Consider the following 13,773-nt stretch of genomic DNA (forward strand, 5'->3'; position numbering starts at 1 on the left):
CCGGGGCCCTCTCAGCCGACGTCGACCCAGTCCAGCGTCCGCTCCACGGCCTTCTTCCAGCCCGCATAGCCCGCGGCGCGCTGCTCGTCGTCCCACTGCGGCAGCCAGCGGCGGTCCTCGTTCCAGTTGCGGACCAGCTCCTCGGTGGACTTCCAAAAACCGGTGGCCATCCCGGCGGCGTAGGCGGCGCCCAGCGCGGTGGTCTCGGCCACCACCGGGCGGGAGACCGGCACGCCCAGCACGTCGGCCTGGATCTGCATGCACAGGTCGTTGGCGGTGACGCCGCCGTCGACCCGCAGCACGTCCAGCACCACGCCGGAGTCCTGCTGCATCGCCTCCACCACGTCCCGGGTCTGGTAGCAGATCGACTCCAGCGTGGCGCGGGCGATGTGGGCGGCGTTGTTGTAGCGCGACAGGCCGACGATGACGCCGCGGGCGTCCGACCGCCAGTACGGGGCGAACAGGCCGGAGAAGGCCGGCACGAAGTACACGCCGCCGTTGTCGTCGACCTGACGGGCCAGGATCTCGCTCTGCGCCGCGGTGGAGATGATCCGAAGCTGGTCGCGCAGCCACTGCACCGCCGACCCGGTCACCGCGATGGACCCCTCCAGCGCGTACACCGGCTTGGCGTCGCCGAACCGGTAGCACACGGTGGTGAGCAGGCCGTGGCGGGAGCGCACCGGCTCGGTGCCGGTGTTCAGCAGCAGGAAGTTGCCGGTGCCGTAGGTGTTCTTGGCCTGGCCGGGTTCGAAGCACACCTGCCCGACCGTGGCGGCCTGCTGGTCGCCCAGCGCCCCCGACAGCGGCACCTCCCCGCCCAGCGGGCCGTCCGCCCGGGTCACCCCGTAGCCGGCCGGGTCACTGGACGGCCGGATCTGCGGCAGCATCGCGCGCGGGATGCCGAAGAACGACAGCAGCTCCTCGTCCCACTCCAGCGTCTCCAGGTCCATCAGCATGGTGCGGCTGGCGTTGGTGACGTCGGTGACGTGGACGCCGCCGTCGACCCCGCCGGTCAGGTTCCACAGCAGCCAGGTGTCGATGGTGCCGAACAATGCCTCGCCGGCCTCGGCCGCCTCGCGCACCCCGGGGACGTTCTCCAAGATCCACTGCACCTTGCCGGCGGAGAAGTACGTCGCCGGGGGCAGGCCCGCCTTGCGGCGGATCACCTCGCCCCGCCCGTCGCGCTCCAGCGCCGCGGCGATCCGGTCGGTGCGGGTGTCCTGCCAGACGATCGCGTTGTAGTAGGGGCGGCCGGTGCGCCGGTTCCACACCACGGCGGTCTCGCGCTGGTTGGTGATGCCGAGCGCGGCCAGGTCCCGGGCGGTCAGGTCGGCCTTGTTCAGCGCGGTCTCGATGACCGTCCGGGTGCGCTCCCAGATCTCCACGGGGTTGTGCTCCACCCAGCCGGCCCGCGGCAGGATCTGCTCGTGCTCCAGCTGGTGCCGGGCCACCTCGTTGCCGCCATGGTCGAAGATCATGAACCGGGTGCTGGTGGTGCCCTGGTCGACCGCTCCCACGAAATCCGCCATCGAAGATCCCTTTCTGCAGGTCGCGCGGCTCAGGCCGCCTCATGCTCCGGACGGCCCGGCACCGGTGCCCGCACACCGGGCAGGAACCGTCCGACCATGGTCTTGTACAGGCCCGCGCCCAGCACCCCGCCGACCAGCGGACCGACCACGGGCACCCAGAAGTACAGCTCGCCGTGCTGGTCCCGCCAGGCCCCTTCGTACCCGGTCAGGAACGAGGCCAGGCGCGGCCCGAAGTCGCGGGCCGGGTTGATGGCATAGCCGGCGTCGGTGCCCCAGGCGAACCCGATGGCGACCACCACCAGCCCGATCACCACCGGCGCCAGGTTCGCCGCCGGCGGGCCGTTGCGCAGGTCGGTCAGGGCCAGGATCAAAAACAGCAGGATGGCCGTGCCGATGATCTGGTCGCGCAGGGCGCCCATGGTGCCCACCGGCAGGGTGCCGTTGCCGGGCAGGGTGGAGAAGACGCCCTGGGTCTTGATGGTGTGGCCGGGATCGACCGCGGCCAGCACCTCGCCGTAGTTCCAGCGGACCAGCAGCGCCGCGACGAAGGCCCCGGCGGTCTGCGCCAGCGCGTACGGGGCGACCTTGCGCCAGGGGAAGTCCCGGAAGACCGCCAGCGCCACGCTGACGGCCGGGTTGAGGTGGGCGCCGCTGACCCGGGCCGCGACGTAGACGCCCAGCGTGACCCCCAGGCCCCACGCCCAGGCGATGCTGTCGTGGTCGCCGAGGCCGCCCGCCACCACCTGCGCCACGACCCCGACGCCGAACAGGATGAGGATCATCGTCCCGGCGAACTCGGCGGCCATCTCGCCGACGATTCCCGGGTGCCTGCTCCGTTCCGCCATGTGTCCTCCTCGGCCGGCGGGAATGGACTGCGGCGGACCGCGCGGCAGAGCGCGGTCGCCGCGACGCTAAGCCGCCGCCGCGCGGGCGGACAACGAAGCCGGGCCGACAAGCGCGGGCGGGTTTTTGTCGGCCGCCTGATTGAACCTTTTCCGGCACGCGGTCTCCGCAGGTCGAGGCGGTGGCGACGCCGTGGCCCGGAACGCCGCCGCACCGGACGCCAACAGATCCCCGCCCCGGGGCTCCTTGGGCCACGTGCTGAGAAAGGTTCATCGCCCCCTTATGCGCTGGGACGGTGCATCGGCTCAGTCGCAGCCCAGCGCCTGCATGATCAGCGGCCAGGCGCGGTGCAGCTCCCGCCGCCAGTACGGCCAGGTATGGGTGCCGCGGTCGTACAGGTGGGTGGTGACGGGGATGTCCAGCTTGCGCAGTTTCCGCAGGAACGGGCCGACCGTGGAGCGCACCAGCGGCTCGGCGAGATCGGCCACGGTGCGCCGGGCGTCCGGCGGGTCCAGCGGCCCCCGCCGCCCGGTGCCCGCCGACAGGTACAGGCCGGTGCCGCGCAGCCCGGCCGCCATGCAGATCGGGTCGAACGACCGCCAGATCCGGTCATGGATCACCGGCAGCCCCCACATGGCCAGCGGGTTGGTGCGGCCCACGGAGGCGGTGGCCAGCAGCAGCGTGGCGGCCAGCGCCGGACGGCGGATCGAGCAGGGGGAGCTGAAGGCGGCGGCGTAGCGGAAGGTCCCCGGACGGCGCGCCGCGTAGATCAGCGCGCCGTAGCCGCCGCCGGACACCCCCGCCATGGCCTGGGCGTCCCCGGCCCGGTACGCCTCGCGCAGCAGCCCGCCCAGCTCATCCAGGTGGAAGGTCTCCCACTGGGGGGCGCCGGGCCTGCCGAAGTTCCACCAGTTGGTGTAACCTCCGGCCCGTCCGCCGTCCGGGATCGCCACCAGTACCTGGCAGTCGGCGCTCAGCTGTTCGATGTCGGTTTCGCGGGTCCACGACAGGTAGTCGTCGTCCCCGCCGTGGAACAGGTAAAGCAGCGGCCAGGTCCGGTCGGCGTCACGGGACCAACCCTTGGGGACCAGCAAATGAACCTTCATGGTCCGGCCAACCGCCGCCGAGGCGACGTCCAGCTCATACAACCTGGAGCTCAGCCGGCGCTCGCCGAGCAGCGGCACGGGCGGTCTGCGGGTGATCGCCATGGCCGGACAGTCTGCCGCACCGGAGGCCGGTTTTCTTGCCGGAGGGCGCAGCGACCCCGGCGGCGCTTTGTCATCGGGCTGATAAGCGGGGGCGGGCTTGTCAGCCAGGTGACACCAGACCGTTCACCGTTGTCCGGACCGTGAGTGTCCGCATCGTGCCGGAACTGACAAGAATCCTGCTCACGGCGATCGAGCGCGGCCGAAAGTCCCGGCACAACTCCCCAACGGCCAAGGGGTGAGGAGACGCAGGCGTGAACTGGATCATCTGGCTCGTGGCGGCCGGGGTGCTCGGCAACGCCCTGTGGCTGCGCCGTCGCGTCACCGGGTTGCGCCGGCTGCGGCCGGAGCGCTCGACCAGCCCGCTGGACGGCTACACGGCGCTGACCGCCGAGGACGCCGCCGTACCCGACCAGGTGCTGCGCGCCGCCGCCGACCACGCCCGGCGGGAGGGGCTGGGCATGCTGGACCTGGTCCCGGCCGACCTGCCGGTGGAGCAGGCGCTCGACCTGGTGCGGCATGTCGATCCGCGCGCCTACCGCAAGGACCGGTTCGCCATGGGCCGGGGCGCCGGCTATGCCGTGCTGATGGCCGGCGACGCCCTGGAACGCGCCCGGATCGAGCCGCGCAGCGGGCTGGACGCCGGGGAGATGGGCGAGGCCCTGGTCCGGCTGCGCTGCTACGCCGACACCGCCGACATGGTCGTCGCGCCGTTCCACGCCCCCGACCGGATCGGGCAGCGGCGGGCCTGGCTGCGTTCGCTGGCGCTGGCGCTGCCGCCGACGGTGGCGGTGCCGCAGACCCTCTACCAAAGCGGCGCCGGCTGCCTGCTGGCCTTGTGCTGCCCGCTGATCGACCTGTGGCAGGGCCTGGGCGTGGTGCTGCTGTACAGCCTGGCGCCGTACCTGATCTTCACCGGGACCGCGCTGCGCCCGGCCGACCTGCACCGGGCCGCCTGGCTGCGGGTGGTGCACGTCCCGCTGACCATCTGGCGGACGCTGCGCGCCCCCCGCAGCCGCTGGGAGCGGCACCGGCTGCAGCTGCGGGAGGAGGCCCGGGCCCGCTACCGCGCCGAGATCGAAGCCGGGGTGGAGCGCTTTTTGGGCGAGCGCCGCCCCGACTGCCCCTGGTGCGGCTCCCGCAACCTGGCCCCCCACCTGGTCACCCGGGACGTCATCCAGGTCAAGCCCGGCCGTTTCCCGCTGGAGCGCTGCCGCGACTGCCGGCACATCTTCCAAAACCCCCAGGTCACCCCCGAGGGGCTGGACTTTTACTACCGCGACGCCTACAGCGGCCTGGGCGACCTGGCCGCCGAGCGCATTCTCGGCGGCACCACCGGCGACTACCTGGCCCGCGCCCACCTGGTCAAACGCTTCACCACCCCGCGCACCTGGCTGGACATCGGCACCGGCAAGGGCCACTTTTGCCGGGTCGCCCGCACCGTGCTGCCCGGCACCGACTTCCACGGCCTGGACATGGGCGAGGGGGTGCAGGAGGCCGTCCGCCGCGGCTGGATCTCCCGCTCCTTCCACGGCCAGTTCCTGGACCTGGGCACCGACATGATCGGCCACTACGACGTGCTCAGCATGAACCACTACCTGGAGCACACCCCCGACCCGCTGGCCGAGCTGGACCTGGCCGCCAAGATCCTCGAGCCCGGCGGCTTCCTGCTGGTGGAGATGCCCGACCCCGACGCCCGCCTGGCCGCCGTGCTGCGCACCTTCTGGATGCCGTACCTGCCGCCCCAGCACCTGCACCTGATCCCGCTGGCCAACCTCAAGCGGGCGCTGGAGGAACGCGGCCTGGAAGTGGTCGCCGAGCAGCGCCGCGAGGCCCGCCGCGGCCTGGACGTGCTGCCCGCCGCCGCCTGCCTGATCAACCTGCTCGGCGTGGACACCGAGGACCCCTGGCGCAGCCCGCACCCCCCGGGCCCGGCCCAGTACGCCCGCGCCGCTATCGCCCAACTCCTGGCGATCCCCCTGCTGGGCGCCGCCATCCTCGCGGACCTGCTGTTCCTGCCCTTCCAGGGCTCCCACAGCAACACCTACCGCGTCCTGGCCCGCAAACAGTCCGGCTGACCGGAGGCAAGCCGGCGGACGGTCAGCCGCCGGTGAGTCGGAGCCGCTCGATGGTGAGGGGTTTCGGGGACGGCCTGGCGTCCAGGGGGCATGGCGACGGCGGCCTGCCCGGGCCGATAGCGCCTCGACCGTCCTCGTCCGGCAGGCCCGGCAGGACGAAGCCGCCGATCTGGCGGGTGAGGACGGTCGAGGCCCCTTTGAAGGGACGGGGCACCCCGAGCCGGGGCAGGCGGCATAGGGGAGTCATCACCGCCTCCGGCGGAGTTTTTTTCATATCGCGCTCAGACGGCGTGAAATCCGCGATACCGAGCCGTTTTGCAGGATAAGGAAAACGGCCCGGGAGCCCGGCGTGGCGAGAACTCCCAGGCCGTCTGAAGAGACGGATTCAGCGGGCCAAAGGACCGGTGCGGGCCGGGGCCGGGCCGACGGGTTTTTGGGATTGCGCGACGCCGCGCGGGGCGCGGCTCACGAGCGCGTCCAGCGACCAGGGGCCGGGGCCCAGCACGGCGACCAGGAAGAAGGCCCAGCAGAACAGCGCCGCCGACTCGCCGTGGTTTTGCACCGGCAGCAGCGCCTCGGGCTGGTGGACCACGAAGTAGGCGTAGGCCATGGAGCCCGACGCCAGTGTGGCGCCGGCCCGGCTGAACAGGCCGATCATCACCAGGCCGCCGCAGACGACCTGGATGAGCGCCGCCCACCAGCTCGGCCAGGCCAGGAACTCCACCGCCCGGCCGGTGCCGCGGTTGCCGCCGAAGACCCCGAACATCGAGGCCGTCCCGTGGACCAGGAACATGAACCCGATCACCATGCGGAACAGCGACAGCACCGGACCGGAGAATCGATCCAGAAAGATCATCGCATCACCTCTCCACAAGGAGGGGGTTGGTGCAGGGATGAACCTTTTTCGGCACGTGTTCTCAAGTGCTGGAATGCAAGCCCAGCCCGGTGCCATGCCGTCCGGGCCCACCGTATCGCCGCCGGGCACGGCCGTGCCGTTGTCGGCCGCCGGAAGCGGCATGTTGAAAAAGGTTCGATGAAGTCGTGACCGAGGTGCGGGAATCGGTCCCGGCCCACTCGGCCGGCCGCGCTCGTCACGCCGTAGGCGGCGCCGGGCGCGCCCGGGGCCTCAGCCGATCGGGCGGGCGCCGGTCGCCTCCGCCAGCAGCCGCTCGTACACCTGCGGGGAGGTGGTCTCCCGGCCCAGCCGGTGCCCGGTCAGCTCGCCGTGGTCGTCGCTGGAGCCGGTGCAGGCCAGTCCCAGCTCGGCGGCCAGCGCGCGCAGCCGCCGGCGGGTGGGGGCGTCGTGGTCGGGATGGTCGACCTCCAGCCCGAACAGCCCCGCCTCGGCCAGTTCGGCCAGCCGCGCCCGGTCGATGAGCAGGCCCCCGCGGCCCGCCCCGGGGTGCGCCAGCACGGGGACGCCGCCCGCCGCGCGCACCAGGCGGATGGCGGTGACCACATCGAGGGCGTACCGCTCGGCGTAGGCGCGCCCGCCCGGGGCGATCCACTCGGGGGTGAACGCCTCCTCCACCCGGTCGATCACCCCGGCGGCGACCATGGCCCGCGCGATGTGGGGCCGTCCCACCGCGGCCCTGCCGGCCAGCGACCGCACCTGCTCCCAGGTGACGGGGACGCCCAGCTCGTTCAGCTTCTCGACCATCCGCCGCCCGCGCAGGGCGCGGGAGTCGCGGATGCGGGCGCACTCGGCCGCCAGGTCCGGGTGGGCCGGGTCGAACAGGTAGGCCAGCAGATGCACCCCCGTCGGCCCCAGCCGGCACGACAGTTCCATGCCGGGCACCAAGGTCAGTCCCGCGGGCAGCGCCTCGGCGGCCTCCCGCAGCCCGGCCACGGTGTCGTGGTCGGTCAGCGCCAGCACATCCAGCCCGGCCCGCCGGGCCCGCCGCACCACATCGGCCGGCGGCTGCGTCCCGTCCGAGGCGTTGCTGTGGCTGTGCAGGTCGATCCGCATCCTCCCGGCTCCCTCCCCAGACGGCCTCGTGGTCGTGGGCGCTCACGGTATCGGCGCAGGAAGAGCCCTTCCCTCCGCAGAACCAGGCGGCCAAAAGGCCAATTCTGCCCGACCACATGAGTAAACAACTCACAGTGACCACACTTGGACACTCGGTAAACAATCCTTCTCGATCCCGCGTCTGGTCAAGCGTCCGGCGACATGCGGGTCGCCGTCATCGAAAGGGGCTCCATTGCGGAAGTTGTCGAGATGCGCCGCGGTGTCGGCCGCCGCACTGGCGGTGGCCGCCTCCCCGGTGTTGTCGATTCCGGTCACGGCGCACGCGCAGGCCGCGCCCGCGGACTGCCCGGCGCCCTTCCCGATCGCCCAGGTGCGCGACGGGATGACCGGCTGGGGGCTGACGGTCAGCAAGGGGACTGCGCCCGAGCGTTTCAGGGTGCGGGTGCAGGGCGTGCTCAAGGACGGCATCGCGCCGGGCGTCGACATGATCCTGGCCGAGGCCGACTCGCCCGCCCTCGACAAGGCGGGCGCCATCTGGGCGGGCATGTCGGGCTCGCCGGTCTACGCCCCCGACGGGCGGCTGCTGGGCGCGGTCGGCTACGGCTTCAGCGGAACCTCCAAGCTCGCCGGGATCACCCCCGCCAAGGCCATGTACGACCTGCTGAGCAAGCCGGACGCCGTCGCCGCCGCGCAGGCCGCCAAGAAGCGGGTGAAGCTGCCGGCCGCGCTGCAGCGCACCCTCACCTCGCGCGGCCTGGTGGACGCCGAGACCGCCTCCGCCGGGCTGTCGCGGCTGCCGATGCCGGTGGGGATCTCCGGGCTCGCGCAGCGGCGGATCGACGCGCTGAACAAGGCGGCCGAACGGCAAGGCGCCGAGGTCCGCTTCTACCGCGCCGGGGCCACCGGCGGGGCCGAGGGCCGGCCCGGCGCGATCGTGCCCGGCGGCAACTTCGGCGTGCTCGGCTCCTACGGCGCGGTCACCGGCGGGGGAATGGGCACCGTCACCGCGATCTGCCACGGCAAGGCGCTGGCCTTCGGGCATTCGGCCTTCTGGACGGGGGCGACCCGGCTGATCGCGACCGACGGCCACGCTCTGGCGGTGGTCCCCGACCCGGTCTTCGGGGCGTTCAAGCTGGCCAACTTCGGCGATGTCGCCGGCACGCTCACCCAGGACCGCCTCACCGGGATCGTCGCCGAGCTGGGCGCCGGACCGGCGGTGACGCCGGTGGTGTCGCGGACCACCGCCGGCGGCCGGACCCGCACCGATACCACTTACTTCGCCAATGGGGAGGAAGCGCCCGCCATCGCCGGGCTTCACCTCATGAGCGCCCTGGACCTGGCCCGTGACCGGTTCGCGGGCGGGAGCGTGACGGCCACCTGGACGGTGCGCGGCACCGTGGCCGGCAAGCCCTGGGAGATCACCCTGCCCAACCGCTACAGCGACCGCACGGACGTCAGCGAGGCGGCAGGGCTGGAAAGCGCCGCCCTGATCGGTGTCCTGGCCGACAGCCCCTACGCCGGGGTGCGCCTGACCGACCTGCGGCTGAACGTCACCGACCGCGGCGAGTACGGCCGGTACACCGTCGCCAAGCTGCTGGTGAAGCGCAACGGCAAGTGGACGGCGCTCAAGCCCGGCGGGGTGCTGCGGGCCACCGCCGGCAGGCAGGTGAAGGTCCGCATCAGGCTGACCGCCGCCCGGAGCCCCGTCAAGACGGTGGCCCTGACCTTCAAGGTCCCCAAGAAGGCCAAGGGCACCACCGGCAGGCTGTCGGTCAAGGGCGGACTGGCCCCCGCCGAAGAGGGTTTTGAGTGCTACCTCAACCCCGAGGAGTGCGGCGAGCAGATCGCCGCCGGCAGCTTCGCCGACCTGCTGAAGAAGCTGAAGGCCAAGCCGCGCAACGACCACCTGGTCGGCCGCCTGGTGCTCGGCTCCGGCAAGTCCAAGGTCGTGGTGGGCAACCGCAGGCTGCTGGACAAGATCGTGGGCGGCGAGATCTCGCTGCGGGTGCGGGTCCGCTGATCCGCATCGCCTTCCCTCCGGCCGTTCCGCTCTCCCGGCGGGACGGCCGGATTTTTCTCGCTCCGGCTTGACCCTCACGCAACGTCAGGCCCGAGCCTGGATCGCGGAAGGAGGGAATCCGATGGGTGGATACTCGGTCGGGCATGTGGCCAGGGCCGCCAAGGTGACCGTGCGGACGCTGCACCACTATGACCGGATCGGGCTGCTGAGGCCGAGCGGGCGGACCGCCGGCGGCTACCGCCGCTACAGCGACGCCGACCTGGAGCGGCTCCAGCAGATCTTGTTCTACCGGGAGCTCGGATTCCCGTTGGAGGAGATCGCCGAGATCCTCGACGACCCGAGGGCCGACCCGATGACGCACCTGCGCCGCCAGCGCGACCTGCTGGTGGGACGGATCGACCGGCTGCGCGCGATGGTCACGGCGATCGAACACGCCATGGAGGCGAGAAGAATGGGAATCTCGCTCACCCCCGAGGAGCGGTTCGAGGTCTTCGGCGACTTCGACCCCGAGGCGCACGCCGAGGAGGCCGCCGAGCGCTGGGGCGGCTACGACGCCTACCAGGCCTCGCAGCGCCGCACCGCCGCCTACACCAAGGCCGACTGGCAGCGCATCAAGGACGAGCAGGAGGCGATCTTGCGGGAGTTCGCCGCGGCGATGGCCGACGGCGCGCCGGCCACCGGCGAGCGGGCGATGGACCTGGCCGAGCGGCACCGCCGCAGCATCAGCGACAACTTCTACGAGTGCACCCCGCAGATGCACCGCGGGCTGGCCGAGCTCTACGTCGGCGACCCCCGCTTCACCGCCACCTACGAGCAGGTCGCCGAGGGCCTGGCGCAGTACGTCCACGACGCGGTCATCGCCAACGCCGACCGCAGCGAGGGCTGACATCCGGCCCGTGCGCGGGGACGCTCCCCGCACCCTCCGGCCGGGGCGGACGGTCATGCGGCCGAACGCCCCGGCGCCGTCGCGGCGCGGCTCAGCCGATGGTGTGGCCGCCGCTGACGACGATCCGTTCCCCGGTGATGTAGGCGGCCTCCTCCGAGGCCAGGAACGCCACGGCGGCGGCCACGTCCTCGGGCCTGCCGATCCTGCCCAGCGGCACGCCGGCGGTGTAGCCGGCCAGCTCCTCGGCGGTGGCGTCGGCGTGCCGCTCCACCGGGATCCAGCCGGGCGCCACCATGTTGACGGTGATCCCGAACGGGCCCAGCTCCCGCGCCCAGCACCGGGTCAGCCCGATCTGGGCGGCCTTGGCGGCGGTGTAGGCCGAGTACTCCGGCAGGGCCCGTTCGAACACGTCCGAGCCGATCTGGATGATCCGCCCGCCGCCGCGGGCCTTCATGCCGGGCAGCACCGCCTGGGCCAGCAGAGTCGGGCTTTTGACGAAGAACTCCAGCTGGTCCAGGTGGTCCCGCCAGGTCAGCTTCTCCAACGGGATCTCCGGCTGCGGCCCGGTGGCGTTGGCCACCAGCACCGCGATGCGCCCCAGCCGTTCGGTCACCTCCGCCACCAGGGCGGTGACCTGCTCTTCGTCGGTGACGTCGGCGCGGAAGGCCGCGGCGGTGCCGCCCGCCGCGCGGATGTCGCCGGCCACCCGCTCGGCCCCTGCAGCGTCGGAGCGGTAGTTGACCGCCACCGCCCACCCGGCGGCGCCCAGCCGCCGTGCGATCGCCGCGCCCAGCCCGCGGGAGGCCCCGGTGACCAGGGCCACGTCCCTGCCCGTTGTCGCGTCCACGACCAAGATCTAAGGGCACTGCGCCAGGGGCGGGCAATAGCGGAATTTACGGCTATATGGGTCGGTGCCGGCGTCGGGTCTCCGTTTCCCCGCCGAGGGAAGCCGCGACCTGGGACGACGCGGGCGCCGCCGGAGCCCCGTTCTCAGACCTTGCGGTCCCATGGCGGAAGGCTCATCGCCGCTGCGGGCGGCCGTTCCCGCCGGGCCCGGTTTGTCCCCGGACGTGCCGGGTAAAGCGGGCCGCGAACCGCAGGAGGGCGTCATGGAGTACGAGGCGAGCCGCACGATGCCGGCTGAAAGCAGGATCGTCTTCGACATCGCCGCCGACGTCGCGGCGATGAATCAGTGGCTGCCGGAGGAGGTCCGGGTGCACGAGGTCGCCCCGGGGCTGGCCGAGGCCGCAGGCAGCCTCGTCGATGTGCGCGAGGAACGCGACGGCATGCTGCTGGGCGCCCCCGAGCGGCTGCGGCTGGAGTGGGGCAGCCGGGACGGCCCGGACTACACCGGGTGGCTGCAGGTCACCGACCAGGGGGCGGGGACCAGCGAAGTGGTCGTCCACCTGTCTTTCCGCGGCCACCGCCCATCCGGCGAGGACGCCGGGCCAAACCGGGACGTCATGCAGCGGATGCTGGAGGACTCCCTGGAACGGCTCGCCGAGGAGGTCGGCCGCCGGGTGACCCAGCCGGGCTCCTGACCCGCCCCGGCAGGGGGCTCAGCCCAGCCGGTGCTCCTGGGACTCGACCTCCCGGCGCAGCTCCTCGGGGAACTTGCGGGTGTCGCGGGGCTGCACGTACGGCTCCCGGTCCGGTGGAAGACCCCGGGCGATGGCCCGCGCCCGCTGGAGTTCGGCGTTGAGCTCCACTCCCAGCAGCAGCGCGATATTGCTGATCCACAGCCAGACCAGGAAGATGATCACCCCGGCCAGGCTGCCGTAGGTCTTGTTGTAGCTGCCGAAGTTGGCCACGTAGAACGCAAAGCCCACCGAGGCCAGCAGCCACACCGCCAGCGCCAGCAGCCCGCCGGGCGTGACCCACGTGAAGCCGCGCTTGGCGTTGGGCGAGGCCCAGTACAGCAGCGCGAACAGGAAGGCGATCGCCACCAGCAGCACCGGCCACTTGGCGATGTTCCAGACCGTCACCGCCGCATCGCCCAGCCCCAGCAGGTCTCCGGCCTTGCGGGCCAGCGGCCCGGAGATCACCACCGCGATGGCCGAGGCCGACAGCAGCGTCAGCGACACCAGCGTCACCGCGATCCGGATCGGCAGGGTCTTCCAGATCGGCCGGCCCTCCGGCAGGTCGTAGATCGCGTTGGAGGCCCGCATGAAGGCGGCCACATACCCCGAGGCCGACCACACCGCCGCCACCAGGCCGATCACCGCCACCAGCCCGGCGGCGCCCGCCCCGCGCTGCAGCTCGGTCAGCGCGGTGGCCAGCACGTCGCGCACCGCGCCGGGCGCCAGGTCCCCGACGTTCCGGATGATCGACTCCGACAGCGAGGCGCCGCCCAGCCCGATCAGCGAGATGATCACCAGCATCGCCGGGAAGATCGACAGCACCGCGTAGTAGGTCAGCGCCGCCGCCCAGTCGGTGAGATTGTCCTCCTTGAACTCCCGGAACGTCCGCTTGAGCAGGTCCTTCCAGGAGGTTCGCGCCAGCGTTCCGGGCGAGGGATGCTCCTCGCGCCGGACACCGGACGCCTGCTCGCCGCCCTCCGGCCGCGGGGAGTCCCCCTGCGATTGCAGGGTGCCCTGCTCTGGTTGTGGGGCGTCTTGTTCCGGTTGTGAAGCGCCCTGTTCTGGCTGCAGGGCATCCCGCTTTGGCTGTGAGGCTTCCTGCTCTGCTCGTGGGGCGTTCTGCTCCGGTTGTGAAGTGCCCTGTTCTGGCCGCAGGACGTCCCGCTTCGGTTGTGAGGCGCCTTGCTCTGGTTGCGGAGCGTCCCGCTCTGGCTGGGAGGTGCCCTGTTCGGGCCGGGGGACGTCCTCTTCCGAGGGAGCGCGGGCGTTGCGTCCCTTGAGGTGCTTGTCCGCCCAGGTTTTGACGCGGCCGCTCATGGTCCCACCTCCGCCGGTTCCCGGCGGCGCTCGGCGGCCCGGCGCATGCTCTTGGCACTGGCCCGTTTGGTGGCCCCCTTGACCATCCCGGTGATCGCCCCGTGCACCGCCGCCGCGGCCAGCACCTCGATCCAGCCCCGGCTCAGGTCCTCGGCGTCGGGCGCCCGGTCCTCACCGGCGGCCAGTTTCCAGACCCGCTTGAACAGCATCCCGGCCAGCACGCTCCCCAGCACGCTGGTGATCAGCGACAGCACCTTGTACATCGGTCACTCACCTCGCCTGCGGCCGCATCGACGGCCCGGCATTGCCGTTCCCCGCGACACCGCCTTAAACCCGCGGCGGGCGG

At 72.3% G+C, this 13,773-nt stretch carries 12 protein-coding genes; 4 read left to right on the forward strand and 8 right to left on the reverse strand.

Annotated features, from left to right (window positions below):
• Positions 1-11: 11 nt before the first annotated feature.
• The 3 genes from glpK to TCUR_RS05995 all read right to left on the reverse strand — a co-directional run bounded on the left by glpK (position 12) and on the right by TCUR_RS05995 (position 3,580).
• Positions 12-1,529, reverse strand: a complete 1,518-nt coding sequence (glpK, locus tag TCUR_RS05985) for a glycerol kinase GlpK (RefSeq protein ID WP_012851581.1) — start codon at positions 1,527-1,529, stop codon at positions 12-14.
• 29 nt (positions 1,530-1,558) lie between these two features.
• Entirely contained in the window at positions 1,559-2,374 is an 816-nt protein-coding gene (locus tag TCUR_RS05990) for an MIP/aquaporin family protein (RefSeq protein ID WP_012851582.1), read from the reverse strand.
• Between the two features lie 303 nt (positions 2,375-2,677).
• Positions 2,678-3,580 (reverse strand): alpha/beta hydrolase, encoded by a 903-nt coding sequence (locus TCUR_RS05995; RefSeq protein WP_012851583.1) that lies wholly within the window; start codon positions 3,578-3,580, stop codon positions 2,678-2,680.
• Between the two features lie 251 nt (positions 3,581-3,831).
• On the opposite strand from TCUR_RS05995, the gene TCUR_RS06000 reads away from it, so the two are divergent.
• Complete coding sequence (locus TCUR_RS06000; RefSeq protein WP_012851584.1) at positions 3,832-5,655, forward strand: class I SAM-dependent methyltransferase; 1,824 nt, start codon at positions 3,832-3,834, stop codon at positions 5,653-5,655.
• A 385-nt stretch (positions 5,656-6,040) separates the two neighbouring features.
• Here the strand turns inward: TCUR_RS06000 and TCUR_RS06005 are convergent, their stop codons facing one another.
• A complete protein-coding gene (locus tag TCUR_RS06005; RefSeq protein ID WP_012851586.1) occupies positions 6,041-6,511 on the reverse strand; it encodes a DoxX family protein in 471 nt (156 codons plus the stop codon).
• Positions 6,512-6,781: 270 nt separating this feature from the next.
• Positions 6,782-7,624, reverse strand: a complete 843-nt coding sequence (locus TCUR_RS06010; RefSeq protein ID WP_012851587.1) for a PHP domain-containing protein — start codon at positions 7,622-7,624, stop codon at positions 6,782-6,784.
• A gap of 241 nt (positions 7,625-7,865) precedes the next feature.
• Between TCUR_RS06010 and TCUR_RS06015 the strand changes: the two genes are divergently transcribed.
• Complete coding sequence (locus tag TCUR_RS06015; protein ID WP_148232939.1) at positions 7,866-9,644, forward strand: SpoIVB peptidase S55 domain-containing protein; 1,779 nt, start codon at positions 7,866-7,868, stop codon at positions 9,642-9,644.
• A 121-nt stretch (positions 9,645-9,765) separates the two neighbouring features.
• Complete coding sequence (locus TCUR_RS06020) at positions 9,766-10,530, forward strand: MerR family transcriptional regulator (RefSeq protein ID WP_012851589.1); 765 nt, start codon at positions 9,766-9,768, stop codon at positions 10,528-10,530.
• Between the two features lie 91 nt (positions 10,531-10,621).
• Here TCUR_RS06020 and TCUR_RS06025 read toward each other — a convergent pair whose 3' ends face one another.
• Positions 10,622-11,377: an SDR family oxidoreductase gene (locus TCUR_RS06025; protein WP_041439346.1), complete on the reverse strand. Its 756-nt coding sequence runs from the start codon at positions 11,375-11,377 to the stop codon at positions 10,622-10,624.
• Between the two features lie 262 nt (positions 11,378-11,639).
• On the opposite strand from TCUR_RS06025, the gene TCUR_RS06030 reads away from it, so the two are divergent.
• A complete protein-coding gene (locus TCUR_RS06030; protein ID WP_012851591.1) occupies positions 11,640-12,071 on the forward strand; it encodes an SRPBCC family protein in 432 nt (143 codons plus the stop codon).
• Positions 12,072-12,089: 18 nt separating this feature from the next.
• On the opposite strand, the gene TCUR_RS06035 is transcribed toward TCUR_RS06030, so the two are convergent.
• Positions 12,090-13,427 carry a YihY/virulence factor BrkB family protein gene (locus TCUR_RS06035; RefSeq protein WP_012851592.1) on the reverse strand — a complete coding sequence of 446 codons (1,338 nt, stop codon included), beginning with the start codon at positions 13,425-13,427 and terminating at the stop codon, positions 12,090-12,092.
• A complete protein-coding gene (locus TCUR_RS06040) occupies positions 13,424-13,690 on the reverse strand; it encodes a DUF4235 domain-containing protein (RefSeq protein ID WP_012851593.1) in 267 nt (88 codons plus the stop codon). The genes TCUR_RS06035 and TCUR_RS06040 overlap by 4 nt, the downstream gene beginning before the upstream one ends.
• Positions 13,691-13,773: the final 83 nt, after the last annotated feature.

The organism is Thermomonospora curvata DSM 43183, assembly GCF_000024385.1.
GTDB lineage: Bacteria > Actinomycetota > Actinomycetes > Streptosporangiales > Streptosporangiaceae > Thermomonospora > Thermomonospora curvata.

What these genes read in the sequence shown, in the direction of transcription:
- glpK (WP_012851581.1), bottom strand. Translation starts at nt 1,529, where the DNA reads ATGGCGGATTTCGTGGGAGCGGTCGACCAGGGCACCACCAGCACCCGG.
- TCUR_RS05990 (WP_012851582.1), bottom strand. Translation starts at nt 2,374, where the DNA reads ATGGCGGAACGGAGCAGGCACCCGGGAATCGTCGGCGAGATGGCCGCC.
- TCUR_RS05995 (WP_012851583.1), bottom strand. Translation starts at nt 3,580, where the DNA reads ATGGCGATCACCCGCAGACCGCCCGTGCCGCTGCTCGGCGAGCGCCGG.
- TCUR_RS06005 (WP_012851586.1), bottom strand. Translation starts at nt 6,511, where the DNA reads ATGATCTTTCTGGATCGATTCTCCGGTCCGGTGCTGTCGCTGTTCCGC.
- TCUR_RS06010 (WP_012851587.1), bottom strand. Translation starts at nt 7,624, where the DNA reads ATGCGGATCGACCTGCACAGCCACAGCAACGCCTCGGACGGGACGCAG.
- TCUR_RS06020 (WP_012851589.1), top strand. Translation starts at nt 9,766, where the DNA reads ATGGGTGGATACTCGGTCGGGCATGTGGCCAGGGCCGCCAAGGTGACC.
- TCUR_RS06030 (WP_012851591.1), top strand. Translation starts at nt 11,640, where the DNA reads ATGGAGTACGAGGCGAGCCGCACGATGCCGGCTGAAAGCAGGATCGTC.
- TCUR_RS06035 (WP_012851592.1), bottom strand. Translation starts at nt 13,427, where the DNA reads ATGAGCGGCCGCGTCAAAACCTGGGCGGACAAGCACCTCAAGGGACGC.
- TCUR_RS06040 (WP_012851593.1), bottom strand. Translation starts at nt 13,690, where the DNA reads ATGTACAAGGTGCTGTCGCTGATCACCAGCGTGCTGGGGAGCGTGCTG.